This is a genomic window from Streptomyces sp. NPDC054813 (assembly GCF_053611365.1).
Window position 1 is genome coordinate 7,363 of record NZ_JBSHAF010000028.1, and the last position, 25,895, is coordinate 33,257.

Below are 25,895 nucleotides of genomic sequence, written 5' to 3' on the forward strand. Positions count from 1 at the left end.
GTGGCTGATCACGGCGACCGTCCGGGCGCCGCTCGCCCGCCCCACGGCGAACACCCCGGCGTAGCGGGCCAGCCTCTCCGCCCCGCTGTCGCCCCCCGGCACGCGCAGCGCGGCGGGGCCCGCCGCCCCCGCCACGTCGAGGACTCTCTCGTGGCGTTCTCTGCCGGAGAACGCGCCGAGATCGACCAGGCCACCGCCCTGGCCCGACGCATCCGCGACCGCGTCGTCCACCTGGGCCTGCCCCGTACCCGCCAGGGAGCCGGGCGGAAGTCCTGTGCGAACTGCGAAGCACCCCAGGTCCAGGTGAGTTGCGATGCAAGGTGACGGCGTAGCCGTCGCTGAACTTCATGCCGCAGAGGCCGTCCAGCAGTGCCGGGTGTGCCTGCGCCGGCTCGCCGAGAACCGAGCAGCCGAGTGTGTGACTGTGAACCCGCGCGTGCGTGGCCATCGTGGAGATGGTTTGCGCACCTGTGGCCCAGGACGCCTGTCCGTGCTGCCGGGTTGGGCCGACGGTCAGGGCACGATGTAGTCGGCGGCGCGGAACAGTTCGTACCATTCTGCACGGGTCAGTGGTACGTCCGATCCGAGGGCGGCGTCCGCGACGCGCTGCGGTGTGGTCGTGCCGATGACCACCTGCATCCGGGCGGGGTGGCGGGTGATCCAGGCCGTCGCGATGGCAAGGGGCGGCACAGCGTACTTCGCCGCCAGGCGATCGATGACGGCGTTGAGCTCGGGGTGGCGTTCCGAGCCGAGGAACGGTCCGTCGAAGAAGCCGGCCTGGAACGGTGACCAGGCCTGCACGGTGATGTCGTGCAGTCGGCAGTAGTCCAGGAGCCCGTCGTCACGGCTGACCGACTGGTCCAGGCCCTGCATGTTGGCCGCGACGCCTTGCGCGACGAGCGGGGCGTGCGTGATCGACAGCTGGAGCTGGTTCACCACCAGCGGCTGACTGACGTGGCGGCTCAGCAGATCGATCTGCCGGGGGGTGTGGTTCGAGACGCCGAATGCCCGTACCTTGCCCGCCGTGGCGAGGTCGTCGAAGGCGCGCGCGACTTCTTCGGGTTCGACCAGGGCGTCGGGACGGTGCAGCAGCAGGATGTCGAGGTAGTCGGTGCCGAGAGCCTCGAGCGAACCGTCCACTGACTCCACGATGTGGTCGTAGGAGAAGTCGAAGTAAGGACCTTCGCGGACGATGCCCGCCTTTGACTGGATGATCAACTTTTCGCGCTGCGAGGAGCTCAGCCGCATCGCCTCGGCGAAACGGCGCTCGCAGCCGTGCAGCTCGCTGCCGTACACGTCGGCGTGATCGAGGAACGTGATGCCGGCGTCCATGGCGGTGGCGAGGAGTTCGCGTACCTCAGCGTCACTCTTGTCCTGGATGCGCATCAGGCCGAGCACGATGTTCGGGACGACCATGTCGGTGCCGGGCAGTTTGAACGTCTTCAAGATCGGGTCCTTGTCCGTAAGTGAGTATTCGGTGCCGGTACCGGGCGCCTCAGGCCGCGGACAGGCGGGAAATCTGCTCGGGGGTGAGCTCGACGTCGGTGGCGGCCGCTGAGTCACGGATGCTTTCGGGGCGAGAGGACCCGGGAATCGGGACCACCACGGGCGCGAGGGCAAGCTCCCAGGCCAGGGTCACGCGGTAGACGCTGACGCCTACCTCGTCCGCGACCTCGCGGAAGGCGGCGTGGTGCGCCGAGAGTTCCGGCGCGTTCGCTATGCCACCCAGTGGGCTCCAGGGCAGGAACGCGATCCCTAGTCCGGCGCAGTGTTCCAGCTCGCGCAGACTGGAGCGGAAGCTGGGCGAGAACTGGTTCTGGACCGAGTCGAGGCGACCGCCCAGGATCTCGTTCGCCTCGTCGATCTGCTCCACGGTCGCGTTCGAGATGCCCGCCATGAGGATCACGCCCTCGTCGAGCAGGTCACGGATGGCACCGATCGAATCGGCGTACGGGACGTGCGGATCGGGGCGGTGGAACTGGTAGAGGCCGATCGCCTCGACGCCCAGGCGCTCGGCCGACTCCTTGGCGGCCCGCTTGAGATGGGCCGGATCGCCGTTCACGGTCCAGCTGCCGTCGCCGGGCCGCAGGTGACCGCCCTTCGTGGCGACGAGCACGTCGTCCGCTCCCGGGCCGTACGTGCGCAGAGCCCGGGCGATGAGCTCCTCGTTGTGCCCGACCTCGCCGGCGTCGCGGTGATACGCGTCCGCCGTGTCGATGAGCGTGACACCGGCGTCGAGCGCGGCGTGGATCGTCGCGATCGATCTGCGGGCGTCGGGGCGGCCCTCGATGGACATCGGCATGCCGCCGAGCCCGATCGCCGAAACCGTCTGGCCGCCGATCGTGCGTTGCTTCATCGGACGTCTCCTCCGGGTGTGGAAGACAGGTGGTCGAGGTCTTCTCGTGCGGAAGGCCTGCCTGGCCGAGCCTAGGAATCGATGATTCAGCAGTCCAATAGTTGTTGGTCATGGCATTGAGAAATGAAACCGATAAATACATCTGCGGCAGATGCGATACGTGCTCGCGCTTACCGACGAGTGTCACTTGACCGGGGCCGTGGAACTCGAAGACATGCGGCAGTCGGTCGTGTCGGGGCACGGGGCACGGGCACGGGGCGCGGGGCGTTGGGTGTCGCGGTAAAGCAGGCTGCGCTTCCGTAGGCACCGGAACATCTGGCGATTCGGCATCTTGACCCGGTTGGTATGCCCTTCGACCACGCCCGGGCTTCAGGACCGCTACGGGGGAAGGACTGTTTGGCGATGCCGCCGGTAGCGGGTCTCGTCGGCGACCCTGTCGGTGACGAAGGCGCAGGGGTACCCGACGGCGCCTCGTTCTGGTCGGCGGGAGGCCCTACCGGTAGAGCGCACGCTGCCGTTCGACCCGAGGGCGTTGAGTTCCAACACACCGCCACACAGGGGGACGTACACCGTGCCTGAGGTGAGGCCCCCTTTGCCGGCCCCTACCGGCAGGCCCGCGATCGGTGCGGTGTGACCGGTGCGGAGGACGATGGTGATGAGTTGCGGGGAGCCGGACGTGGTGACGGCATACACCTTCTCGTCCCTGCCGGAAGCCGGGACGGCGAGCGCAACACCGCTACGACGGAGTCTTCTGCATGTTCGACTTCTGCGGGGAAGGCTGACCACCACACGCGGCCGCGGCATGCACATCCCAGGTGTCCGGGCTCCGGGCCGGGGCCTCGGCGCAGGTCGGCCTGGGCCGCACCGGTACGGTTCGTCACGTGGACGCTGACCTGGAGCTGGACGCGGACGGGTGGGAGCCGCGGCACCGGGCCGCGTACGGGTGCGGTGCCTGGGAGCGGGCCTGTCGTCAGGGGGGCCTGATGGTCGCCTGGCACCAGGAGCAGGATCTCCTCTTCGGCGCACTGGCGTCCCGACGGCTCGCCTCCGATCCCGGCGCACGCGTGAAGTGGCCGTGGGGGAGCGGACCGCACACCCTTGGTCTGCTGCTGTGGCGGACCGCCTACGACGCCGGGATCCTCGTCGACGAAGTTCCCCTGGCCGACGTCATGCGCTACTGCGACCTCGCAGCCGCTCCTCTGTCGGCAGGCCCGATGCCCGACGCGGCCCGCGACGGCGGGATCGGGGTGGGCAGCGTCGAAGCGGTGGCCAGGGTCAGACACGTACTGCTCGCCCACCTCACACCCGATCTCCCGCGTCCTGCCCCAGCCGGAGTGCCCCCGACGCCGACGGTCGGCTACCGCGTCCGGGAACTCCTGGCGACACCCGACTGGGATCGCGGCGACTGGCCGGCGGTGATCGCCCTGGCCCGGCAGGCGATGCAGCGGGCCGACGTTCTCCGGGAGCGGGGGACATGGCAACCCGGCGCCCGGGAACGGACTCTGTGCGGACGCATGCCCCTGGACCGGGAACCGGCCGACGGAACCGGCGCGCCGGGTGGCCGGGCCCCGAGCTGGCTGGCACGGGCAACGCACCTGGTCGGCCTCGCCGACGTCCTGTCCGGGGCCGCCGACGCGATGCCTGCCGACGACGGAGGGACCGCGGAGCCGCTGGCGCAGGTCCTGCACGCCACGGCTCGCGCCTGCGCCGGACTACGGACCAGCACTGAAGAAGTACGGCTCCTGTGGGCGGCCGAGCCGCAGGAGCCGCGGGAGCCGGCCGACTGGGAGCTGACCCACGTACCGGACGCCCTGCGGGTCCAGACTGAGGAGACGCGGGACCTGGTACGGACGCTCTCCGCCTTCCTGTGGGTGCTGGCGATCGCTTGACCGGCTGGTGCGCGTCACGACGGGCTGCCGATGCCCGGCCACACCGCGACGAGTCGGCAGGGTGCGGCCGCGCGGGGTGCGCCGGGGCGCCTTCCCTACCCGTTCCCGGGGCTCTGGGCTCTGGGCTCAGATGAAGTCGCCCCGTCGTTCTACGGGGTTGACGGCGTCGCGCCGTTGCTGCGCCGCGCGAGCCGTCCGCGTCGCCGCCTCCTCCCGCAGGTGTGCCTGGCTCTGCAGGGTCATCATCGAGCCCAGCGGGTGTCGGCCGGTCATCGGGTTGTTCAGGCAGGACCGGTAGAGTGCGGCGGCGCGCTCGGTGTCCTGGTAGAGGGTGCGGTAGAGCTCCGCGGCACGGTACTGGGCATAGGGGTGGGCACGCTCGGCGGCCGCCAGGAAGTGCTCCAACGCGTGCTCCGCGGGCGTCCGCGTCAGGGGCAGCAGCCGCTCCAGGTACAGCTCGCCCAGGGCCAGCATCGCTTCGGGTTCGCCCAGTCGGGCCGCGGCCCGGTAGTGGCGGGCTGCTTCGTCGAGCGACTGGGTCATACCCGCCTCGGGGCAGCCCTGGTGGTACAGCGAGGCAAGGTAGTAGGCAGCTCGCGGCGAACCGGTGCTCTGCCGCAGCAGCGGCACCGCGATCGCATAGTGCCCCTCCAGGTAGGCGATGTGCCCTAGGAGTTCTACGGCGGCGTCATGGCCGGCGGAGGCGGCCGTCTCCAGGAAATAGGGGGCCGCGGCGCGGTGTTGCCCGCTGTTCCAGCAGTGCAGACCGATCTGGTAGTAGTCCTCGGCACTGGTCGGCTCGCGACCGTCCACGGTGAAGTCGGTTCCCTGCCAGTGCGCCACGTCGCCGCCCCTTCGCCCCGGCCCGCCCCGGCGGGCGCCCGTGGTCATTCTGCCTCAGATCGGCCAGGTGGCCAGGTCGGGGGAGCGTGGGGAAGTGCGAGGGAGCCGACCCCATCCACCGGCTCCCACCGGCTGCCCACCGGCTGTCCACTGGGCGGGCACGACGGCGCGGCGGCCTGGTGTGCGGCGTTGCGCGCGCAGGCACCCCGGCGGCCCGGGATGCCTGCGTGCGGTTGTGGGCCCGTCAGCTGTTGGCGTTGAGGACGGGGTAGAAGCCGGAGGCGTGGCCGGTGGCGGTGGGGTGGTAGGACTCCCAGGTCGGCGAGACGACGATGGAGTGCAGCCAGTCGTCGCCGGAGCACAGCTCGTGCCCGTTGAACGTGGTGCGGACGTCACCGAAGACGAAGCCGTGCGCGGCGGACCTGCTCTGGATGACGCTGTCGAGGACGTCCGAGGCTTCGTCGATCTTGCGGTGCTTGGTGTCGCTGAGCCCGATGCAGAAGACGTTGAGGGTGTAGAGGTGCGGGTAACCCAGCACGACCACCTTGGCGTTGGGGGCCTTGGCCCGGATCGCGGCGTAGGTGGCGTCGAGGCGGGCGGGCAGGGTGTTCCGCGCGTAACTCTCGGCCTGGTTGAGCCGGTTGACGCAGTCTGAGTCCGAATCCGTGGCGCAGGCCGTCATGACGTCGGCGAAGCCCGCGTCGTTTCCACCGATGGTGACGGAGACCAGGGTGGTGGCGGAGTTCAGGGGGCCGAGCTGGGAGTTCGTCACGTCCGTGGTGACCGCGCCGGAGCAGGCCGTGTCCGCGAAGGACGACGGGGCGTGCGCGTTCTTCCAGAGGTAGGGGTAGGCGCTGAGGCTGCGGTGGCAGCTGCCGCTCGCGCTGTCGTAGTTGCCCGCGCCGTTGCCGGCGGAGTACGAGTCGCCGAGCGCGACGTACACCGGGCCGGCGGCCTCGGCCGGAGCGGCCAGACCCAGGCTGATGAGTACTGCGGCGCCCAGAGTTGCGAGCACGGACAGCGACTTGGTCGATCTCACGGGACCTCCAGAAGTGGAATGTCGGATTCCATCAGGTGGCACACGAACGGAGCGTGTAGGTGAGGTGGACATGACAGATCAACCCCCTTGCGGCACTCCGCGTTCGCCTTCTGGTCTCGCGGGGACGGGACCGGGGGCGGGTGAACAGGGAGGGCCGCCGCGAGAGGGCGGTGAGATGCCCCCGGCGGGCCGGTGGGGGCAGTGTGGGTGCCGCGAGGACGCGGCCGGCTGAGCGTCAGCGCATGCCGGTGCCGTACGTGTTCGGCGTCCCGGTCACGGGCTTGGAAGCGGGAGTTGAGGTACGCGCGCCGCGGGCGGCGCTGCCGCTGCGGGTAGGGGTGAATGTCGTGGCACGGTTGGGTGCCCTGCCGTGCGACTCGCCGCGCGCGGTGCGGACGCGGCCGTCGGCGGTCGTACCGGCGTCGCGGATGTCGTGCGTGCCATTGCCGCGGCGTGCGCGACGGCGGTGGCTCGGCGGCTTGTGTGAGGTGCTCTCGCCGCGTTGCGGCCGCTCGGGGGTTCCGCTCGCGTGTCCTGTGGCGGTCACGCTGCCGTGGGAGGTGATGGTGGCGGCGGGTCGGGGCTCGTCGGACTTCGGGCGCTTCCTTGGCGGGGACCCGCCCTGGCGGGCGGTGGTGCGAGTGGTGGGGGTCGTGGGGACGGTTGCCGTCGGCGGGCCGGACGCTGTGGCGATCGGTCCCGTGCGTCTCGCAGTGCTGGGTTTCTTGATCCGCATACGTTCCTCCTGCGGGGGGATGCGGGTCAGAGAGACGAGCGGGTGGGGCACGAGCCCACCGGTGGGCGGATCGGACGTGCTCCTGACAAGTTCAATTCTGAAGTATCGCGAGTTCAGGGGCTGTCGGCAAGCCATCGGTCACAGAATTTACGCGCGTAACCCCTGGCTCTCCAGCACACCTCCGGCAGCCTCCGACCGCCGCTGCGGCGCACTCGTCGCGGGTTGCCCCCGGACGCAGGCTGCGAGCCAGATCAAGATGTCGTACCGCGGTTCCCCCCGTATCGCTGCTCCGATCGCCGCGACCTGCTTCGGCGAGAGCGTGACCTTTACACGGGGGGATCACTTGCAAAGTGCCGTGCTCCGTCACACGCGTGTGTGACGGAGCGTACTTATGACTGGGCGTCGCAGTTGGCCCAGACGGACAGGATGCGCGGCAGGTCAACTCACCTTGCGGCAGGTCGCCTGGAGCGAGGCCGGGCAGATTGCCCCTTCGCGCCGTGGCAGTCGGTGGAGTGGACGCGGGGGTGTCCCGCGCGGTGAGCGGGGCACCCCCTGTTTCCCGGCGTGGCTCCCACCGGGCTGGCTCGAAATTGCCGTACGGCAACAGGGCGCCGGGCGGCAGCGGGCGCTCTTCCCTGTCAGGCCGGCAGGTGGAACTGCTGGTTGGTGCCGCCGGCGCAGGTCCAGATCTGCAGCCGGGCTCCGTTGGCCGTCGACTTGTCGGTGACATCGAGGCACTTGCCGGACGCGGGGTTCACCAGGGTGTCGCCGCTGCTCCGCTGCCAGACCTGAGCACCGGAGCCGTTGCAGTCGTACAACTGGACCTTCGTGCCATTGGCGGTGCCGGCGGCGGTGAGATCCATGCACTTCCCGAGACTGCGGATGGTGTTGTCGGAGCCCACGGTCCACTGCTGGGCCGTGGTGCCGTTGCAGTCATACATCTGAACGGCGGTGCCATTGGCGCTGTTTGCCGCCGCGACGTCCACGCACTTGCCGCCGAGGCCGGTGATCTGGCCGGTGGAGCCGGTGGGCGGCGGAGTGGTCGTACCACCGGTCACGGTGTTGAGGACGCTGGAGAACTGCCAGGCGCTCTGCGGGGTACCACTACAGGTGTCGGAGAGCTGGCCGGTGGTGGCGCACGCCTTGTCGCGGCCGAGTGCCCAGAAGGCGAGTTCCTGGATGCCCTTGGACTTGGCGAAGTTGGCGAGCGTGGTGGCGTTGCCGGTGGTGAAGATCTCGCTGACGTCGTCGTTGACCCCGATCATCGGGGTGTTGCCTTCCATCGCCCACAGTTGGGCGTCGGACTTCTCCGGCCAGATGGAGCCGAGCTGGGTGCGCAGGGCGGTGGCGGCGTCGGTGGCCGCCTTGCCCATGTCCCGGGTTCCGTCGTAGTAGTCCATCGTCATGATGTTGACGAGATTGACGTTGAGCGCGTTGCTCTTGGCGTTGGACAGCAACTTCGTGCCGTTGTCGTCCAGGCCGTTCGGCATGGAGGGCAGGGTGTACTGGACGTCCAGCTTGCGTCCTGCGGCGGCGTAGTCCTGCTGGAGTTGGGCGAGGGCCTTGTTCCGGCGGTCGTTGGCGGCGGTGTCGGCGATCGCACTGCCCTCGATGTCGAAGTCGACCCGAGTGAGGTTGAGGGTGTCGATGACCTTCTTGTACTGGGCCTTGAGCGAGGCCACGGTGGTGCAGGCCTGGGCCTCCTCGGTGCCGGAGGCGCCGCCGAAGGAGGCGATGACGTCGCCGCCCGCGGCGCGCAGGGAGTTGATCGCTGAGGTCCAGCCGGCGTCGGTGACGGGAGTGTCGCCGTTGAACATGGCGTTGCAGCCGCCGCCGTCGATGACGAAGGCGAGCGTGAAGTACTTCAGGCCTGTGGCGTTCCGGGCGTTGGTCATGGCCGACGGGGAGTTCCACGTCTCGACGTACGGCGCGGCGTAGTGGGCGGGGAAGCCAGGGCCAGGGTTGGTAGCGGCGCTCGCGGAGCCGCCGGTGGCGACGAGGAGGGTGGCAGCCGTCGCGAGGACAGCGGGAACGGTGGTGAGGGCTCTGGCAGCGGATCTGATCACAGGACGGCTCCTGTCATGAACGCGGGACGCGCGAGGTGGGGGTGCCGAGACAGAGCGTTCGGGAGCTGCAGCAGCAGTTCACATAGCTGAACGATGGTTCCTCTGCTGAACCATCGATGGTTGAAGACGGTATGGACTAGACCAGCTACGCGTCAATACCCCGTACATCGACAGCAGTTCAGGTGGCCGCTTACTAACGCCGCCACCGGCTTTCTGGCTTACGCATCCGGAGCGGCCCTCCAGGTTCAGTTGGGCAGGGCGCTTCCACCCCTTGGGCCGCCGGGGCGGGGCGGGGCCGTCTCGCCGAGGCGGCGCAGGCTCCGGATGCAACGGCTGAGCGGGGCAGCGGTCGCCACCATGACGGAGGGGACGGCAAGCCACACAACCCCTTGGAGTCGCGTCGACGCGCTGGCTGAACTCACTGGAGGGCGAGCACTTTACGACCGACAGGCCTGACCGGGTCTCACCGTGGTTCGACGACCATCCTGTTCGTCTGGGCGAAGCTTGATCATTGCTAGGGGCGTCTCGTAGATCAGGCCGCGTATCCTCGGCTGCGTGCCTCGCCATTTGAAGAAGCCCCGCCGGCTGGTCGCCAACGGGCGCGTGTACATGTGGACGATGCGCCACAGCCACCGAAGGGACGCCGACGGCCGCCCCGTGGACTGCCGCCAAATCCTGACCCTCTCCCCGCAACCGACGGGCACCGGCGGCCCGCTGCGCATTGTCTTCGCCAACGGTCCCGGCCGGTACGTTCCGGGCGGCGCCCCCTTCGGCTCCGGGGACGTGGGCTTCATCCGGGGTCCAGACCTGAACCTGCACGAGCCGGGCGCCGTCCGGGCTTTGCTCGACGTGGCGCTGGCCGGTGGGTGGCAGCCAGGGGAGCGGCGGCCGGTGGAGGTCGACGGCTGGTGCCTGCTGGAGCCGGCGGCCGCCGCGCGAGCCGGGGACACCAGCCCCGAGGACCCGTAGGGGCGGGATGGCTCCTCTTCGCCTGACTTCATCGATCCTGAGACGGGCCCATAACCGCGCGGCGATCAAACTCCGGTGAGACGCGCCACTCGTGTGCGTTGTCACCGGAGTGACGAACGACAGGGTCGTGCCCCCTGAAGCGGTGCAGCCCGCTCAGGCCGGCTCCTGGGTGGCGGCTGGCTCACGGTAGCCCCACCAGCACATGGACCCGTAGGTCTGGGCCGGCTCCCATCCCTGAGGGTGTTTCGGCCCTGACCTGGAGTTCAGCGTCGTCGGTGACGACGTGCGACGCAGCAACATCGAGGCACGGTTGATGGCCGCTCAGGCGCAGATCCAGAAGCAGGCCACGCTCAACGGTCTCGACGATGTCACCCACCCGAAGTATCAGAGCGACCTCTCCGAGAAGGGGAGCGGAATCCGCTACGACATTCAGCCGATCAAGGCCGCCGACGTACCGGCCGAGAGGGAGCAGGCGACACGTGCCGCGCCGAGCCACGGGCGGGGAACCGCGTTCAAGAGTTCCGCCCAGGAGCGTAAGGAGAACTTCCTCAGCACAGCGGTGAACGCATACGGGCTCTCGCCCTCCAACGCCGCGGAACTGCTCGCGACCAGCTCCGCGGACGAGGTCGACGAACTCACCGGATTCGACAAGGCGGGCGATCGGCGCCTCACCCTGGGCAACGCCGTCCGCTACCTGTCCGACGCCGATGCCACGGGCGTGTACGTCGAGGTCGATCTGCGCAATCTGGGGGGACTGACGAAGGAGCGCGGCAGGCAGCAGACCGACGAGGTCTACGCAGCCATGTCGGCGAGGTCCGAGAAGGCGCTGCTGAGCCTCGAGGCCGACGTCTCCCGATTCCGGCACGGCGGTGACGAGTTCAGTTTCATCGTCGTGGGACGTGACGCAACGCCGAGTGCGGTGAGCGCGGCATTGACCGCAGCTCAGAAATCCATCGCACAGTACGTTGCGGATCGAGGGCTCAGCGATATCGAACATCCGAAACACCCGGAAGACCTCAGCAAGCGGGGCACCGGGATCATCTTTGGCATCGCCCCGATCACTCCGGCCAGGGAGAACGTGGAGAGCGTCGTCAACAGCATCCTTTCTGCCGCCGACAGGCAGGTGGAAGCCAAGAAGTAGGTGCGCTCACCGGCAACAGGTGCCTTGCCGGAGACGGACGGGATGCCGTCGACCAGGACGAGGGTCCGTGCCCCGTGAGCCACCATGAGCGGGTGCTTCGTCGAAACCTGTCGGTTGGGTCGTGTGAAAACTGTGTCGCCGCCTCTGACTGCCGGAGTTGTGAAGGGCTGTTGTCTTTGCGGACGTGATCGCAGAGTTGCGAGTCGATGACGCAGGCGGTTGGTTCGTCCTCGCGGGCTTCCTGCCTGCGGACTTGGCGGCGGAGGAGGCCCCGGTTCACGTAGAGGACCGCGTCGAGCAGGCTGCGCAGGTCATCGTCGGGTGGCCGGCCGATGTCCAGTCCGCGGCAGCGACGCTCGGACCGCCAGGCGGTCAGGACCGGCTCGACCGACTCCCACCGGGCATCGGGCAGAACGCCGGGATTTGCGGCGATCCCGTCGGAGCTGGCAGGTAGGGGGCCTGGCAGGGCGCTGCATGACACACTTGGACCGGGTTGTCACAGGTGGCGACAGCGGGAGGTAGCACCTTGCTGACATTGGATCTGCATCCGATCTTCCGGAACAACCGCGACATCGAACTCTCGCTGCGGCAGATCGTCTTCCAGGCGAAGCACACGGGCGAGCCCGTCGTGCAGATCATTCACGGTAAGGGCACCGGGCAGCTCAAAGCACGCGTCCTGGCGTTCCTCAGCCAGAAGCACATCAAGCGGCTGTACGACCGGCTGGAGATCGACACGGCCAACACAGGCCGGATCCTGGTCCATTTCGCGCCACGCTCCTGAACCCCATCTCGCCGCGGTGCGGGGCGCCGAGGCAACTGCTCCGGTGCGCGCCCCACCCACCGCTTGCGGGACAGGCCTTGACGACCAACGGCGGTCAGAAATGCGTCTGGCAGACATGCCGTTTGCCCCCCTGCCGCAGGAATCCCGTCCTCCGCAGGACGGCACGTGTACGCGGTTACCGGCGCGCCACGGCCGCCCACTGTCTGATCAACAGCGGCGGATGGGCTGGACGACGACAGGCGTCTCCGGTTCCCCCGCCGTGATGAGTGACGATGGCCGGTTCGGGTGCGAAGCCGTCGACACGGTCGCCTTCGCCGAGCGGCGGCCTCCCGCTGCAGCCGCTCCCGGACCGCATGACTACCGTCGGATGGTCGTGGTGCTGCGAGCCGCCCTCTTGTTGGCCAGTTCGGCCTCGCCGACCAGGCGCTGGTACCGGTGCGGGGATGTCGTCCGCCCGGACGGAACATCCTCACCGCATCTCCGCCGTCGGCGAGGACGGCGACCTTTCCTGTTCGCCGCATGCGAGAGCCGGCCCTGTACCGGCCTCGGCGTAGTGGGCAAGGGCATGCGCGCGCAGCCCTGCGCTTTCGATCCGGACCGGGACAGGGGTGCGCCTACCCGCGGCGCCGCTGGCCGCTCTCTGTCAGGACGCCCTCCGCTGCCGTCTGATGGGTTCCCCTACCCGGTGCAGGTGTGTGAGAGCCTCGCGGTAGGACTGGAACAGCCCCGTCTCGTGGTAGGGCACGCCGATCTCCTCACAGTACGCGCGTACGACGACCTGGGCTCGCCGCAGGTGAGGAGAGGGCATGCTCGGGAACAGATGGTGCTCGATCTGGTAGTTGAGCCCGCCGAGCATCAGGTCGACGAGCCGGCCGCCACGCACGTTGCGGGAGGTGAGTACCTGGCGACGCAGGAAGTCGGGTCGGTCGTCGCCGCTGAAGGTGGGCATGCCCTTGTGGTTGGGAGCGAAGATGCTGCCGAGATACACACCGAAAAGGCACTGGTGCACGGCGAGGAACGCTATCGCCTTGCCGGGCGAGAGCAGCAGGAACAGCGCGGACAGGTAGCCCGCCATGTGCAGAATGAGCAGGCCGCCCTCAAGCCGACGGCTCTTCATGGACGGCGAGCGCAGCGCCCGCACGCTCGCCACGTGCAGGTTGAAGCCCTCCAGCGTCAGCAGCGGGAAGAACAAGAACGCCTGGTGGCCGCCGATGAAACGGGCCAGACCGTTGCTGTTGCGGGCCTGCTCGGCGGACCACACCAGAATGTCCGGGGCGACATCGGGGTCGAGTTCCTCGTGGTTGGGGTTGGCATGGTGACGGGTGTGCTTGTTCATCCACCAGCCGTAGCTCATGCCGATGCCGAGGTTGCCGAAGAGCCGGCCCCAGACCGCGCTCGCGCGCTGCTGCCGGAACACCTGCCGGTGCGCCAGGTCGTGGGCCACCAGCGCGATCTGGCCGAAGACCAGGGCCATCGAGGCGGCGACCACCAACTGCCACCAGGTGTCGCCCAGCGCGACGAAGGCTGCCCAACCCACCGCCAGCAACCCGGTCACCAGGGTGAGCCGCACCGTGTAGTAACCCTTGCGCTGCCGCAGCAGACCTGCCTCAGTGATGCGCTGGGACAGCCGTGCGAAGTCGCTGCCGCCGTTGGGGCGTTGTCTGCGGGAACGCACGGCGGCCGATGCGGTCGCCACCGAGGCGCCGGAGGAAGTCGTCATGCGGTCGAGTCTCGCTACGGCCGTCGCACCGGGACCAGCCTGTCAGCCCCAGACCTCCTGGGGGGCCGAGCCCCCACCACCCCATGGGGTTGTCCCCACCTCTGTACCCGCTGAACAGGCGGCCGGCAAGCGGCGCTGATCTGTGGGGAACATGAGAATTTGTGTGATCCCACTGCGCCTGGGCAGATGCAGCCGTCATGAGCACCCTCTATCGGAGCACGGCGGACGAGGCCACGGAGCAGAGCCCGGATACGCGAGCGACTCTTCAGGTCGTCCCCTCATCGGCGGAACGGGGTAGGGGCGGCGGCCGGGGCTTTTCGTCGGCACTGCGTCGTGGTGGGCGGGTGGCGGGGCTGGACGGGTTGCGGACGGTCGCCGTGGTGCTGGTGATCGTGTATCACGTGGAGCCGGACCTGGTGCCCGGGGGCTCGATTGGCGTGGACGTGTTCTTCACGATCAGCGGGTTCGTCATCACCCGGCTGCTGGTCGCCGAGTGGGCCCGTACCGGCCGGATCGGGCTGTGGTCGTTCTACCGGCGGCGGTGGCTGCGGCTGATGCCGGCCCTGCTGGTGATGTGTGCGGTCACCGCCTTGCTGTCCGTGGCGCTCCCATTGCCGCTGTTCGACGGGGCGTCGACGGCGGCGGTGCTGGCCGCAGGCTCGGTGGTCAACCTCGTTCGGGCCGCGGACCCCGGGACGTACGCGGATCTCACCGCGCCGCTCGGTCACACCTGGTCCCTGGGGGTGGAGGAGCAGTTCTACCTGGCCTGGCCGCTGCTCCTGCTGGTGCTGCTGCGGCGCGCGTCCGCGCGGGCGGTGCTGGCCTGGGTCACGGCGCTGTGCGTCCTGCCGGTGCTCTGGCGGACGGTGCTCTGGGACCCCGCGGCGACGCACCGCATCTACAACGGCCCGGACACCCGCGCCGACCAGCTCCTCGTCGGCGCGCTGCTGGCTATCGTTCTCGCCCGGCTCCGTGCCGACGACCCCCGCCTGGCACTGCTGCGCAGATGGGCGGGACGGCTCGGGTGGCCCGCGCTGGCGCTGCTGGGAGTCATTGCCTGGCAGATTCCGATCACCGAGGCAACCGGGTGGAGTCCGGTCTGGTACACGGTCGGATTCCTGGCCGCCGCTGTGCTGTCGGCCTGTGCGGTGGCCGCGCTGGAACTGTGCCCGCGGGCGTGGCCCTCCCGTCTGCTGTCGCTGGCCGCGCCGGCCTGGGTCGGGCGCAACCTCAGCTACGGGATGTACCTGTGGCACTACCCCGTCATCCGCCTGCTCCACGACCTCGGTGTGCACGGAGGCCGGCTGCTCCCCGCCGGCCTCGCGGCGACATTCGCCGTGGCCCTCGCTTCGTACGCCCTGATCGAACGACCCCTGCTGCGGCGCAACCGGGACCGCGTGCGTCGACTGGAACCAGTTGTCGCTACAGCAGCGTGAGAGCTGGATGCGATAGCGGCGCAGCCTGAAGGTCGGGCACCACGACCATCTCCTGCGCAGGCGGGGTCAGTGTTGCCGGGCCGGTAAGCCGGCGGGTGCACGCCGTACGGCGCTGCGGTAGCTGCAGATACCCAGGGCAAGCAGCCAGTAGCTGAGGATCGCGCCCATCAGGGCGGTGGTGCCCCAGCCGTTCGCCGCGTAGAAGTGTGCGGGGTTGTTACCGAAGAACAGGGACGGCACGAAGGTCAGGTTGGCCCCTGCCAGGACGTAGGCCGAGCGGCCGGTCCACCGCGGCAGCAGGTCCGTACGACAGACGCCATAGCCCACCGTGATCAAGAAGACCGCGAGCATGAGTCGGCCGATCGCTCCGTAGAGGATGTAGGTGCCGCTGACCGAAACGGTCGGGTCGATCGGCTGGTCGGCGGCAATGACCGCGCCAGCTTCCAGTCCACTGGAGACGAGGGTGATCGTCGCGTAGACCAGTCCGGTGGCGAAGGCCATCGTGCCGACCCATTCGTAGGCGGGGTCGACGCGCTTGACCAGTTCGCGGAAGGCCGTCACGAACACGATCAGGAACGCCAGCGCGACGATTCCGATCAGCAACCTGGCCAGGACGTTCGAGTCCGGCGGCGGGCCGGAGTAGATGAAGTACAGGGGCACTTCGACGATGAAGGCGGTCGCGGCGGCGATGCCCGTGAGGCCTGTCAGGCGCCTGGCGATGGTCTCGTTCATGCGTGTCTCCTGGGGCGTCCGTTGCCGGGTTTCTCTTTGGCTCGTTGCCGACGAGGTCAACCTTGTCGCTCTCGGCGACGCTCGTCGCTGGGCCTGGACACCGGATCGGGGGTGGTCCTAGCGCCACCCCCTGCTGGAAGGGCGGTAGGCGGAACGCACGCCTGGTTCATCGAGCAGGCCGAATCTTCGTTGATGACCTGACTCCAGCCCCAGGTATCAATCCGGACGGAGTATCCGGGCTGCCCGGCGATTCGGGATCTTTGGTCCTCGACACGAGCCAGCCCACCGCCGTCGGCCTGCTGTGGGGTGTGAACGAGTCCGGCGAATTCGGCGTCCGCGAGGGGAAAATCGGCATGATTTCCGAGACTTTCAACGTCGAATGCCAGTTGGGTGTGACGGTTCCAGCCCGACGACACGCCCTGGTGAGGCCTGTCAGCGCCAGACCATTCCCGGCAGGGCGCGAAGCCGGCACGACCGACTCGGTCGTCGCACCTCTCGTCGTGCTGAGCGTGCGGCAGGCCTGCGGCTCAGTGCCGCGGACAAAGCAGGCAACGCCGTCACCGAGACCGTCATACGGGCCTACCTCATCGCGGCACTCCGCTCACTCTCGTGGCGACACCTGTGAGGCTGTCGTGACGTGGAGACGATCCACGCGCACTTGATCGGCAGACTCGACCACCTGGTCGATCATGAGCGCACTGTCTCCGTCCACATGCCACTGCAGGCGCACGATCGGTCTGGCGCCGGCCGGCGCCTCGGCAGCGGCCCACGCCCATCCCGCGCCCCCGACTGCGTTATTTGCGCAGTGCGTCGGCGAGTTGCACGGCCGGGTCGCCGGCGAATCGATGCTGTGACTGCCCGGTCGGCCAGGTGGAGATGCCGTCGTCGGGCCATCGTGGAACGACGTGGAAGTGCAGGTGGCGTACCGACTGTTGTGAGCCTGGACCACTCGCGTTGAGGACGTTCACCCCAGTCGCGTTCAAACCGGAGCGCATGGCCCTTGCCAGACGCTGGACCAGGTCGACCGTGTCGGCCAGTACCTCGGTGGGCGTGTCGAAGACGTCGGCGTAATGAGCCGTCGGCACCACCAGGGTGTGCCCTGGAGCGAGAGGGCCGAGCGGGGTGAACGCGCAGGCGGACGGTCCACGGGCTATCCATTGCGCACTGTCTTCACGGATGAGCTGGCAGAAGGGGCACGACATGCGGACGACCCTGCCACAAGCCGCCGGCTCGCAATTGAGCGGCGCCCCTGGCTCGCGGCGCCACAGAAGTTGAGCCAGAGCCTGAGATCTGATGTCACTGTGCCAGTGCGCCGCCGCCTGCGTTCGTGGGTCGGTCCCGGCTGGGGCAGCCGAGGTGCAACCCTCTGCCACCAGGTCTCTCCGTTAGGCTTGCCGCCGGTCGCCCAACTGGGGCTGCGATGAGGCTGGGAGAGAAACTTCTTGGTGAAGGTCCTGATCGCCGGGGGAGCCGGTTACATCGGCAGCACGGTCGCCTCGGCCTGCCTGGACGCAGGCATCACCCCCGTGATCCTCGACAGCCTGGTTCGGGGCCGCCGTGAGTTCACTGAGGGTCGCACCTTCTACGAGGGCGACATTGCGGACGGGGCACTGGTCGACCGGATTTTCTCGGAGCACCCGGACATCTCTGCGGTGGTGCACTGCGCGGCACTGATCGTGGTGCCCGAGTCCGTCGCGGACCCGATCGGCTACTACGAGGCCAACGTGGCCAAGAGCCTGGCCTTCGTCAGCCATCTGCACGGCAATGGCTGTGACCGCATCATCTTCAGCAGCTCAGCTTCGATCTATCAAGCTGAGGACGGCTCGCCCGTCGACGAGGACTCGCCGCTGGCGCCGCAGAGTCCCTACGCACGGACCAAGGCCGTGTGCGAGGAGATGTTCGCCGACATCGCCGTGGCGGGGCCGCGTGTGCTGTCTCTGCGCTACTTCAACCCGGTCGGGGCCGACCCGGAGCTGCGTACCGGGCTCCAACTCAAGCGGCCCAGTCATGCCCTGGGTGTGCTCATCCAGGCGCACGAGGAAGGCCGTCCGTTCCCGGTCACGGGGACGGACTACCCGACACGCGACGGCTCGGGCATCCGGGACTACGTGCACGTCTGGGATCTCGCCGCGGCACACATCGCGGCGATCGAGCGTTTCGACTCCGTCCTCGTGGGGTCGCAGCGCTCGATCGCGATCAACCTGGGCACCGGCTCGGGAACCACGGTTCGGGAGTTGTGCACCGCGTTCAACAATGTCGTCGGCACGCCCCTGGTAACCACCGACGCCGACCGGCGCCCCGGTGACGTCGCCGGGAGTTACACGAAGAGCGACCGGGCGGCCGAGCTGCTCGGGTGGACGCCGACGCTGTCCCTGGAGGACGGCATCCGGTCCGCCCTGGACTGGATGCCGGTGCGCGACGAGCTGTTGAAGGACTGAAGGCCGGCACGGGGAGGCGTGCGTTGACGTTTGGGTTGTCGCTTCTCCAGCGAACCGGCCGGTGGGGCGGCACCGGGCATCACGCACCGACATGCCTTGAGCCTGCCCGGATATCAGCTGGCCGCGGCCTGCGCGGCGCGCACCCTGGTGTGGGCGAGCCGTAGGACTCGGTGCCGGTCTGGATGATCGCGCCGTCGAAGGTCAGCCGGTCGACGTGCTGAGCTGCGGGCAGGCGGGCTACTGGAAATGGACGACTGCGCCATCGACGGGTCGCATGTCCGCGATCTCAAAGGAGGAAGCCACACCGGGCCGTCGCCGGTCGACCGGGCCCGGCCCGGAACCAAGCACCATCTCATTGCGGACCGGAACGGAACCCCGCTCGCTGTCTCCTTGACCAGCGGAAACCGGCATGACGTCACCCAGCTCATTCCCTTGCTCGACGCGATTCCTCGCATTCGCGGCCTCCGTGGTCGGCCACGGCACCGGCCGCGACGGCTGTTCGCCGACCGCGGCTATGACTTCGACAAGTACCGTCGCCTCATCCGAGCTCGCGGCATCACTCCCAAGATCGCCCGCCGTGGAACCTCACATGGCTCCGGGCTGGGCAAGACACGGTGGGTTGTCGAGCGCGCCTTCGCCTGGCTCCACCAGTTCAAACGACTCCGCACCCGCTACGAGATACGTGCCGACCTCCACCTCGGGCTCCTCCAACTCGCCTGCAGCATCATCTGGTTGAGACGACTCCGAACCTCATTCTGAAATGATCAGTAAGTAGCGGTCGCCCGTCCTTGACGCCCCTCGCCGGTGCCGTCCTGACCGTCGATCTCGTAGATCCGCCCTTGAAGCCGTTCAGCCGCCCAGTCCAGCTCGACGCCCAGGTCGAACCAGTGCCGATCCTTGCGGATTTCGGGCCGTGAGAGGTTCACCGCAGCCCAGGAGAACACCCCCAGGAGGATGGAACGCCCGTGCTGCGTTGTACGCACGGACAACGCAAACGGCGCGGCGAGTGCCGCGCGGGTGACCAGCATGAGCTGTTCGTCCTCAGAATGTCGACGCCCACCCGTGAGAAATCGTGGCGTTTCAAGGATCTTGACCCACTCGACCACCGCGTCTGCCACCTGGGCGCGCAGGGACTCTTCGATGCCCTTCCGGACCGCGGTCGCTGGATCATCGCCGAGCCAGCCAAGCCAGTGATCAGGGTCAGTGAGCTTGCCGAAGTCGTCCTGTGGCATCCCGTGACGGGGATTCTCCTGGTACTCACCTGTCAGTTTCCCGCTGTTGTCCACCAACCACGCGCCGCGGATGGCCTCGGGAGGTACGTAGCCGTTCGGGTCGTCGACATACGTCGGATCGATCTCGGCGACGCTGCCGCCGGGATTCTCAGCGGCCGCAGCCAGAAGCGCCGGCTCGTTCGGTATGCCCTTACGTCGGCTTCGCCAGCCAAAACGCCCCACGTTCCCACCCCCACCGTTGCCCGCCCCGTTGACCGCGATTGTGCCGCACCGGTCAGGACCGCATGAGGGGCGGGTGTGCCTGACGGCGACGGGTGGGGGGGGGTGCCCCTATGGGGTTCGTCAACCCGTGGGGGCGGGTTGGGGGTCGTAGAAGGTGCCGTCGCGGAGCATCGCGTAGAGCACGTCGGCTCGGCGTCTTGCGAGGCAGAGGAGGGCTTGGGTGTGGTGCTTTCCTTGGGCGATCTTCTTCTCGTAGTAGGTGCGCGAGGCCGGGTCGGCCAGGGCTGCGAACGCGGAGAGGAAGAAGGCGCGTTTGAGCTGCTTGTTTCCTCTCCGGGAGGGTTGTTCGCCGCGGATTGAGGATCCGGAGCTTCGGGTCGCCGGGGCGAGTCCGGCGTAGGCCGCGAGGTGGGCGGCGGACGGGAAGCTGCTGCCGTCGCCGACGTCGATGAGGATCCTGGCTCCGGTCCTGACCCCGATCCCGGGCATGGAGGTCAGGAACTTGGAAAGAGGGTGGGCCTCCAGCAGTTCCTCGATCCGGGCGGCGAGGAGTTTGCGCTGGTCGAGTACGGATTTCAGCTGGTTGGCGAGGCTGGGGACGATCAGCGAGGCCGCGTCGGTATCGGGAACGACGACGGTCTGTTCGTCGAGCGCGGTGAAGACGTCGTCGACCAGGCGCTCGGCCATCCGCGGGGCTTTGGCCCGTATTAGATTGACCAGCCTGCGGCGTCCTGCCTTTCTCAACTGGGCGGGGGAACCGAACTGGTCGAGCATCAGCAGCACGGCCGGTGCTGGACGCGTGGGCCCAGAACTCGCTTCAGCGAGGGGTGGATCTGGGTGAGCACGCCGCGCAGCCGGTTGCTGATGCGGGTCGCCTCGCCGGCGAGGTCGTCGTCGAAGCCCACGATCATCTCCAGCTCGGCGACGGTCTCGTCTTCCAGCTCGAGGGCGCGGAGTGTGTGCGGCATGGCGCGGGCGGCGTCGGCGATGATGAAGGCGTCGCGGGCGTCGGTCTAGGCCTCGCCGGGGTAGAGGTCGGCGATTCGCCGCATGGTCAGGCCCGGCAGATAGGCCACCTGGCAGCCGGCGTCCCGGGCGACGGTCAGCGGCAGGGCGCCGATGGAGGCGGGCTGGTCGACGACCACGAGCACGGTGCCGTGCTTGGCCTGCAGCTTCTCGAAGAGTTCCCGCAGCTTGGGTTCGCAGTTGGGCAGGCGCTTGTCGAAGGCTTTCTTCCCCGCCGGGGTAACGGCGGTGGCGTGGTGCTCGCCCTTGCCGACGTCCAGGCCGAGGAAAGCGCCGATGTCACTGGTGTCGATCACGTGCGTCCTCCGGTCGTGCGTCCCGGCCTCACCTGCGGCACCAGCTGCCGGCATCCACATTACGAAGAGCCTCCCAAGTCCCCGCGGGAACCGGTGGTCATGCCCCTAATCAGCGGTCTACCAGTGCCTCCGGAACCGGTGACACCACCCCCCAGATCATGGCTAACAGGGGGGACCAGTCATGCCGGGCCCGGAGGCCGGGAACCCCATTACGGGGCCGACCAAGAAGGTAATGGGGGGATCTCAGCGAGCAGGTCAGTCCCACTCGCGGGCAAGGGCGAACTGCCCGACCCCGTCGTCGCGGACGCTCTCGGCTACCACGACAGGACCACCAGCCGCCTTACCAGAGAGGCCGGCGGGACATGGAGCCGCTGCGCGGCTGGCTGTATGTGTGCTTCTGGAGGCAGTTGAGACGGTCGTTCTTCACCCACCGGCGGATGACGGACGACTTCTTGCCTGAGGCGCGGGTGAGGGGTGAGGAGCAGGCGTACGCCTTCACCCCGCGGGCATCGGCCAACCGCTGCCGGTCGTCTCCGATCTCGGCCGGCGCCCGGGCGCCAGCCGGTCCGTCCGGCGGTAAATCAGCTGCCCTCCGCACCCACGGGTCTTAAGCTGAGGATGTCGAAGCGGGGTGGAGCAGTTAGGTAGCTCGCTGGGCTCATAACCCAGAGGTCGCGCGGTTCAAATCCCGCCCCCGCCACCAGTTGGTTCGGCCCCCTCCGATCGACACGGAGGGGGCCGCACGCAGCGGCCGCATGCCCTGCCCATCCGTTGCACGGTCGACCGTCGGCCCATCCCCCGCCTGCCGCCGCACCACGGCTGCCGGAAGCGAAATCGTCACCGTCGGCGCCGGTCCCGGTGGTCTTCCAGCCGAGCGCTATGCCCCGCGGAGCAGCGCTGCTGCGGGTCCCCCTGTTCAGCGGGACGCTTGATCGATGAGTGCTTGCAGGTACAGGCCTCGTGCCGCGTCGAGCTCCGGCGACTCGTGCGTGCGCACGGCCGTGGCGAACGTGTGACGCAGGACCGGCCAGCACTCCTCATGGTCGATGTCGGCGGTGTCGTAGACCAACGGCGCCTCGGCGCCGAAGAGTTCGACGCGGGTGAGGGCGTGGGGCACGGCTACGGAACCCGACAGGGACGCCTGGCTGACGGCTCCGTTCTCGTGCTCGAGGGTCAGTTCGATCCAGCGGCGGGCGTCACCTGTGCTCCGTATGTTCGCGATGGGCGACACGGCAGCGTCCAGCAGGTCGAGCAGGTGCGGACCGAGGTCCAGGAGGGCACCGTGCTCCAGACGCCAGCCGGTGGCGAACTCGCCGCCGAGAAAGGCACCGTGGAGGTAGCAGGAGCGAGCACCCGATATCTCGTGGCCGCGGGCAGCTTCCAAGAAGGCCTGGGTGACGGGGTGGTAGCGCTTGGTCAGGACGAGTTGGGAAACCACACCGGCGGTGAGCACGGCGTCGGTGACGCGTTGGGCCGCCGTCAGATCGGGGCCGAGCGGCTTCTCCAGCAGCAGTGCTTTGCCCCGTCGCGCGGCCAGCGGCGCGAGTTCGGCCTGGACGGCGGGGGGCACGGCGAACGCCACGGCCTCGCACCTGTCGAGCAGTTCGTCGAAGGAGGCCGCGACGTGGGCGTGGTAGGGGGCGGCGGTCTGCTGGGCGGCTTCGGTGCGGCGCGCCCACACCGCGGCGAGGCGGGTCTCCGGTCCCGCGGCGAGCGTGCGGGCGTGCATGGCGCGGGACCAGGGTCCGGCGCCCACGAGCCCGACCTCGACGGGAGGTCCGGTCCAGGGGTCGATGGTGACGGTCACGGTGTTCCTGTCTGGACGAGGGGTGGTGCGATCGATCGGTGCCGGCTGCGCCGTGTTCGGCTCAGGACGCCAGGTTGCCGAGCCGGTCGTCGGCGCGGTGGGACGAGTAGAGGATCTCGACGACCATGCCGGCCGCTCCGATGACGCCCGCGTGCTCGCCCAACCGTGACGTGACGACCTGCAGGTTGGCGGTGGCGCGGGGGAAGGCGCGCTGGTAGAGCAGTTCCCGGACTCCGGTCATGAAGGGTGCTCCGGAAAGTTCACCGGCGATCATCAGGACGCCCGGGTTGAGCAGGCTGACCACGGTCACCAGGACCTCGCCGGCCCGGCGTCCGGCCTCCCGTGCCAGCCGGAGGGCGTCCGGGTGGCCTTCGGACAGCAGGCGCTTGACGTCGGCGGCGGACACGGCGTCGGCGCCGAGGGCGCTCAGGTCCCTGGCCAGTGCCCGGCCGCTGGCCACGGCCCCCAGGCAGCCGTGCGAGCCGCACAGGCACAGGACGTCGGACCGGTCGTGCAGGCGGATGTGCCCGATGTCGCCGGCGCCGCCGTCGATCCCTCGGTACACCGTGCCGTTCACGACGACGCCGGCGCCTATGCCGGTGGAGACCTTCACGAGTACGAAGGCCGAGCAGTCCCGGTGGTTGGCCTGGTGCTCGGCCAGCGCCATGAGGTTGGCGTCGTTGTCGACGAAGACCGGTACGGGCCCGTCCTCCATGCTCACGCCCACGTGTTCGGCGTAGGCCCGCTGCAGGCGCTCCCGGATGGGGTACCGGTCCCAGCCCGGCATGATCGGCGGTTCGATGACCTGTCCCGTCTCCCACTCCACGGGTCCGGGAACGGACAGCCCGATTCCGCAGACATGGGTGGCGTCGATGCCGGCGGCGGCGATCAGTTCAGGGAACCACCGGGCGAGTTGGTCCAGCACCCCCTCGGGTCCTTCGGTGATGTCCAGGGGTCCGGTGTTCTCGGCGAGGATGGTGCCGTCGAGGTCGAGGACCGCGGCCCGCGCGTACCTGGTCTCCAGGTCGACGGCGATCACCGAGGCGTGCCGGGGATCGAACACGATCTGCTGGGACGGGCGTCCGCCAGTCGACGAACCGGCGACGTGCTTGAGCCATCCCGCCCGGTTGAGCAGGTCCAGCCGCTGGCCGACGGTCGAACGGGACAGCCCGGTGATCCGTTGGAGGTCCGCGCGGGTGTTCCCGCGTCCGCTGCGGATGAGCTGCAGCAACTCGCCCGCGCTGGTCTGATTCGACGTCAGCATCAAGTCCCTCATGGTCTCAGCTCTTGTCCGCTCCGCTTGTCAGGCCTTCGGTCAGCAAGCGCTCGGCGGCGAAGAACAGGAGTATGACGGGAATCGTCAGTACGACCGAACCGGCCATCAGCACCGTCTTGGGCACCTCGACTCCGTTGGAGAGCTGGGCGAGGCCCAGCGGCACCGTCCACTTGCCCGGGTCCGCGGCCAGGAACAGGAGGGCGAACAGGAACTCGTTCCAAGCGATCATGAAGACGTACAGGCCGGTGGCCATGAGGGACGGCAGCGCGAGCGGCAGGACCACCCTGCGCAGGGTCCCGAGCCGGCTCAGGCCGTCGAGCGCCGCGGCCTCCTCGATCGAGTAGGGGATGGTGACGAGGTAGTTCTTCAGCATGTAGATGGCCACCGGCACGGTCTGGGCGACGTAGACGACTGCGAGCCCGACCAGGCTGGAGGACAGGTGCAGCTTGGCGAAGACGACGAACAGCGGGACGGCCAGCAGGGTGGCGGGGAACAGGTAGACGGCCAGGAAGAGGGCGCTGACCTGGCGATGGCCGAAGAACTTCAGCCGGCTGACCGCGTAGGCGCCGGGCACCGCGGCCAGCAGGGTGAGGGCGACGGTGCCGAGGGAGACCAGGGCGGAGTTGAGCAGGAACTTGAGGAAGCCCTGGCCGCCGTCGTCGGTGGAGCGCAGCACGTCGCGGTACGTGGACAGGGTGAAGTCCTTGCTGGAGACCCACAGTGAGCCCGGGTCCAGCAGCAGCGCGTCGATGGGCTTCAACGACAGCAGCAGCATGTAGTAGAAGGGCATCACGGTGATCACCACGAGGAACGCGATGACGAACCAGCGCAGGACGCCGAAAAACCTGTCCTCGATCTGGGCCCGGCTCATGCCGACTCCTCCTGGACCTTGTTGCCGAAGAACTTGAAGTAGAGGCCCATGAGGATCATGAGCGAGACGGCCAGGACGAGGGCCTGGGCCGAGGCGGCTCCCACGTCGTAGCGGGCCGTGAGGAAGTCGTAGACCCGTACGGCCGCGACGTTGGTGCCCGCCCCGCCGCCGGTCAGCAGGTAGACGTCGTCGAACTTGTTGAAGGTCAGGATGAAACGTAGGACGCACAGCAGGGCGATGACGGGCATCAGCTGCGGCAGCAGGATGTGGCGGAAGCGCTGGGTGGGGGTGGCTCCGTCGACCAGGGCGGCCTCTTCCAGGCCGTCGGGGACCGCCTGCAGCCGGGCCAGGATGAACAGGAACGCGAAGGGGAAGTACCGCCAGGTCTCGAAGGCGATGACGGTCAGCAGCGCCAGGGGTATGTCGAAGTGCGCTCCGAGCACGTGGACTTCGTACTCGCGGGTGGACAGGAAGGCGATCGGGTCGTCCCATCCGAACAGGCGCCGGCCCCAGTTGTTGACCACGCCGTACTGGGGGCTGAGGGCCACCTCCCACACGAAGGAGACGGCGACGACGGGGGCGACGTAGGGCAGCAGCATCGCGGCGCGCAGCAGACCGCGGCCGCGGAAGGGCTTGCGCAGGGCGAGCGCGGCGATCAGGCCGAGAGCCACGGATCCGAACGTGGCGCCCGCCGTGTACAGCAGGGTGGTCGTCAGGCTCGACCAGAAGCCCGCCGAGCCGAAGACCTGGTCGAAGTTGTCGAGGGTCCAGTTGCCGAACAGGCCCATGCCCTGGATGTCGACCAGTTTGGCGTGCTGGAACGCGAGAAGGACCGTCCACAGGATGGGCAGGATGACCACCACGAGGACGACGACGAACGTGGGCGAGACGAACGCCAGGCCTGCGCGGTTGGCGCGGCGGCTCGCCGTCATCGGCCGACGGCGGCGTTCGGCGGGCCTGTCCGTGGGCCGACTGTCGGTGTGCCGGCGCTGCGGTGTGCCGGCGGGGGCTGTTGTCAT

20 protein-coding genes, 1 tRNA gene and 5 pseudogenes are annotated in these 25,895 nt (G+C 68.7%); 8 read left to right on the forward strand and 18 right to left on the reverse strand.

Annotation, left to right across the window (positions count from 1 at the left end; genetic code table 11):
* The 3 genes and pseudogenes from ACWGJB_RS40380 to ACWGJB_RS40390 all read right to left on the reverse strand — a co-directional run.
* Nucleotides 1-231 (reverse strand): annotated as a pseudogene (locus ACWGJB_RS40380) (hypothetical protein); the annotation flags it as partial.
* A 282-nt stretch (nucleotides 232-513) separates the two neighbouring features.
* Nucleotides 514-1,446, reverse strand: a complete 933-nt coding sequence (locus ACWGJB_RS40385) for an aldo/keto reductase (RefSeq protein WP_453385006.1) — start codon at nucleotides 1,444-1,446, stop codon at nucleotides 514-516.
* Between the two features lie 49 nt (nucleotides 1,447-1,495).
* The gene (locus ACWGJB_RS40390; RefSeq protein ID WP_453385007.1) at nucleotides 1,496-2,356 is read right to left on the reverse strand and encodes an aldo/keto reductase; all 861 of its coding nucleotides are present in this window, start codon (nucleotides 2,354-2,356) and stop codon (nucleotides 1,496-1,498) included.
* Nucleotides 2,357-3,237: 881 nt separating this feature from the next.
* Between ACWGJB_RS40390 and ACWGJB_RS40395 the strand changes: the two genes are divergently transcribed.
* Complete coding sequence (locus ACWGJB_RS40395) at nucleotides 3,238-4,245, forward strand: hypothetical protein (protein ID WP_453385008.1); 1,008 nt, start codon at nucleotides 3,238-3,240, stop codon at nucleotides 4,243-4,245.
* A gap of 126 nt (nucleotides 4,246-4,371) precedes the next feature.
* On the opposite strand, the gene ACWGJB_RS40400 is transcribed toward ACWGJB_RS40395, so the two are convergent.
* The 4 genes from ACWGJB_RS40400 to ACWGJB_RS40415 form a co-directional block, all read right to left on the reverse strand.
* Nucleotides 4,372-5,088: a hypothetical protein gene (locus ACWGJB_RS40400; protein WP_453385009.1), complete on the reverse strand. Its 717-nt coding sequence runs from the start codon at nucleotides 5,086-5,088 to the stop codon at nucleotides 4,372-4,374.
* Between the two features lie 244 nt (nucleotides 5,089-5,332).
* Nucleotides 5,333-6,127 (reverse strand): SGNH/GDSL hydrolase family protein, encoded by a 795-nt coding sequence (locus ACWGJB_RS40405; protein WP_453385010.1) that lies wholly within the window; start codon nucleotides 6,125-6,127, stop codon nucleotides 5,333-5,335.
* Nucleotides 6,128-6,362: 235 nt separating this feature from the next.
* Nucleotides 6,363-6,674, reverse strand: a complete 312-nt coding sequence (locus ACWGJB_RS40410) for a hypothetical protein (RefSeq protein WP_453385011.1) — start codon at nucleotides 6,672-6,674, stop codon at nucleotides 6,363-6,365.
* A gap of 827 nt (nucleotides 6,675-7,501) precedes the next feature.
* Nucleotides 7,502-8,929, reverse strand: coding sequence for an RICIN domain-containing protein (locus ACWGJB_RS40415; protein WP_453385012.1), 1,428 nt, complete (start codon nucleotides 8,927-8,929; stop codon nucleotides 7,502-7,504).
* 555 nt (nucleotides 8,930-9,484) lie between these two features.
* Here ACWGJB_RS40415 and ACWGJB_RS40420 point away from each other — a divergent pair.
* The gene (locus ACWGJB_RS40420) at nucleotides 9,485-9,898 is read left to right on the forward strand and encodes a hypothetical protein (protein WP_453385013.1); all 414 of its coding nucleotides are present in this window, start codon (nucleotides 9,485-9,487) and stop codon (nucleotides 9,896-9,898) included.
* 283 nt (nucleotides 9,899-10,181) lie between these two features.
* Nucleotides 10,182-11,039, forward strand: a complete 858-nt coding sequence (locus tag ACWGJB_RS40425; RefSeq protein WP_453385014.1) for a hypothetical protein — start codon at nucleotides 10,182-10,184, stop codon at nucleotides 11,037-11,039.
* A gap of 196 nt (nucleotides 11,040-11,235) precedes the next feature.
* Here the strand turns inward: ACWGJB_RS40425 and ACWGJB_RS40430 are convergent.
* Nucleotides 11,236-11,472 (reverse strand): annotated as a pseudogene (locus tag ACWGJB_RS40430) (IS5 family transposase); the annotation flags it as partial.
* A 93-nt stretch (nucleotides 11,473-11,565) separates the two neighbouring features.
* On the opposite strand from ACWGJB_RS40430, the gene ACWGJB_RS40435 reads away from it, so the two are divergent.
* On the forward strand, nucleotides 11,566-11,820 hold the full coding sequence (locus tag ACWGJB_RS40435; protein WP_453385015.1) for a Smr/MutS family protein: 255 nt from the start codon (nucleotides 11,566-11,568) through the stop codon (nucleotides 11,818-11,820).
* Between the two features lie 643 nt (nucleotides 11,821-12,463).
* Here the strand turns inward: ACWGJB_RS40435 and ACWGJB_RS40440 are convergent.
* The gene (locus ACWGJB_RS40440; RefSeq protein ID WP_453385016.1) at nucleotides 12,464-13,540 is read right to left on the reverse strand and encodes a fatty acid desaturase family protein; all 1,077 of its coding nucleotides are present in this window, start codon (nucleotides 13,538-13,540) and stop codon (nucleotides 12,464-12,466) included.
* A gap of 344 nt (nucleotides 13,541-13,884) precedes the next feature.
* Here ACWGJB_RS40440 and ACWGJB_RS40445 point away from each other — a divergent pair, with 344 nt between their 5' ends.
* Nucleotides 13,885-14,976 carry an acyltransferase family protein gene (locus tag ACWGJB_RS40445; protein WP_453385017.1) on the forward strand — a complete coding sequence of 364 codons (1,092 nt, stop codon included), beginning with the start codon at nucleotides 13,885-13,887 and terminating at the stop codon, nucleotides 14,974-14,976.
* A gap of 66 nt (nucleotides 14,977-15,042) precedes the next feature.
* Here the strand turns inward: ACWGJB_RS40445 and ACWGJB_RS40450 are convergent, their stop codons facing one another.
* Both ACWGJB_RS40450 and ACWGJB_RS40455 read right to left on the reverse strand, forming a co-directional pair.
* Nucleotides 15,043-15,708: a hypothetical protein gene (locus ACWGJB_RS40450; protein ID WP_453385018.1), complete on the reverse strand. Its 666-nt coding sequence runs from the start codon at nucleotides 15,706-15,708 to the stop codon at nucleotides 15,043-15,045.
* Between the two features lie 794 nt (nucleotides 15,709-16,502).
* Entirely contained in the window at nucleotides 16,503-16,910 is a 408-nt protein-coding gene (locus tag ACWGJB_RS40455) for an HIT family protein (RefSeq protein ID WP_453385019.1), read from the reverse strand.
* A gap of 243 nt (nucleotides 16,911-17,153) precedes the next feature.
* Between ACWGJB_RS40455 and galE the strand changes: the two genes are divergently transcribed.
* Nucleotides 17,154-18,146 (forward strand): UDP-glucose 4-epimerase GalE, encoded by a 993-nt coding sequence (gene galE, locus ACWGJB_RS40460; protein ID WP_453385020.1) that lies wholly within the window; start codon nucleotides 17,154-17,156, stop codon nucleotides 18,144-18,146.
* 216 nt (nucleotides 18,147-18,362) lie between these two features.
* Nucleotides 18,363-18,905 (forward strand): annotated as a pseudogene (locus tag ACWGJB_RS40465) (IS5 family transposase); the annotation flags it as partial.
* 5 nt (nucleotides 18,906-18,910) lie between these two features.
* Here ACWGJB_RS40465 and ACWGJB_RS40470 read toward each other — a convergent pair.
* The 3 genes and pseudogenes from ACWGJB_RS40470 to ACWGJB_RS40480 form a co-directional block, all read right to left on the reverse strand.
* The gene (locus ACWGJB_RS40470; RefSeq protein ID WP_453385021.1) at nucleotides 18,911-19,600 is read right to left on the reverse strand and encodes a hypothetical protein; all 690 of its coding nucleotides are present in this window, start codon (nucleotides 19,598-19,600) and stop codon (nucleotides 18,911-18,913) included.
* Nucleotides 19,601-19,720: 120 nt separating this feature from the next.
* Nucleotides 19,721-20,976 (reverse strand): annotated as a pseudogene (locus tag ACWGJB_RS40475) (IS110 family transposase).
* 352 nt (nucleotides 20,977-21,328) lie between these two features.
* A pseudogene (locus tag ACWGJB_RS40480) lies at nucleotides 21,329-21,481 on the reverse strand (IS110 family transposase); the annotation flags it as partial.
* Nucleotides 21,482-21,547: 66 nt separating this feature from the next.
* Between ACWGJB_RS40480 and ACWGJB_RS40485 the strand changes: the two are divergent.
* A tRNA-Met gene (locus ACWGJB_RS40485) sits at nucleotides 21,548-21,625 on the forward strand.
* A 213-nt stretch (nucleotides 21,626-21,838) separates the two neighbouring features.
* Here the strand turns inward: ACWGJB_RS40485 and ACWGJB_RS40490 are convergent.
* The 4 genes from ACWGJB_RS40490 to ACWGJB_RS40505 all read right to left on the reverse strand — a co-directional run bounded on the left by ACWGJB_RS40490 (nucleotide 21,839) and on the right by ACWGJB_RS40505 (nucleotide 25,895).
* Nucleotides 21,839-22,729 carry a Gfo/Idh/MocA family protein gene (locus tag ACWGJB_RS40490; RefSeq protein WP_453385022.1) on the reverse strand — a complete coding sequence of 297 codons (891 nt, stop codon included), beginning with the start codon at nucleotides 22,727-22,729 and terminating at the stop codon, nucleotides 21,839-21,841.
* 61 nt (nucleotides 22,730-22,790) lie between these two features.
* Complete coding sequence (locus ACWGJB_RS40495; protein WP_453385023.1) at nucleotides 22,791-24,005, reverse strand: ROK family protein; 1,215 nt, start codon at nucleotides 24,003-24,005, stop codon at nucleotides 22,791-22,793.
* 4 nt (nucleotides 24,006-24,009) lie between these two features.
* Nucleotides 24,010-24,876 (reverse strand): carbohydrate ABC transporter permease, encoded by an 867-nt coding sequence (locus ACWGJB_RS40500; protein ID WP_453385024.1) that lies wholly within the window; start codon nucleotides 24,874-24,876, stop codon nucleotides 24,010-24,012.
* A complete protein-coding gene (locus ACWGJB_RS40505; protein ID WP_453385025.1) occupies nucleotides 24,873-25,895 on the reverse strand; it encodes a carbohydrate ABC transporter permease in 1,023 nt (340 codons plus the stop codon). Before ACWGJB_RS40505 ends, ACWGJB_RS40500 begins: the two co-directional genes overlap by 4 nt.

Excerpts from the sequence above, each read along its gene's own strand:
- ACWGJB_RS40500 (WP_453385024.1), bottom strand. The coding sequence starts at position 24,876 with ATGAGCCGGGCCCAGATCGAGGACAGGTTTTTCGGCGTCCTGCGCTGG.
- ACWGJB_RS40390 (WP_453385007.1), bottom strand. The coding sequence starts at position 2,356 with ATGAAGCAACGCACGATCGGCGGCCAGACGGTTTCGGCGATCGGGCTC.
- ACWGJB_RS40440 (WP_453385016.1), bottom strand. The coding sequence starts at position 13,540 with ATGACGACTTCCTCCGGCGCCTCGGTGGCGACCGCATCGGCCGCCGTG.
- ACWGJB_RS40495 (WP_453385023.1), bottom strand. The coding sequence starts at position 24,005 with ATGAGGGACTTGATGCTGACGTCGAATCAGACCAGCGCGGGCGAGTTG.
- ACWGJB_RS40450 (WP_453385018.1), bottom strand. The coding sequence starts at position 15,708 with ATGAACGAGACCATCGCCAGGCGCCTGACAGGCCTCACGGGCATCGCC.
- ACWGJB_RS40505 (WP_453385025.1), bottom strand. The coding sequence starts at position 25,895 with ATGACAACAGCCCCCGCCGGCACACCGCAGCGCCGGCACACCGACAGT.
- ACWGJB_RS40455 (WP_453385019.1), bottom strand. The coding sequence starts at position 16,910 with ATGTCGTGCCCCTTCTGCCAGCTCATCCGTGAAGACAGTGCGCAATGG.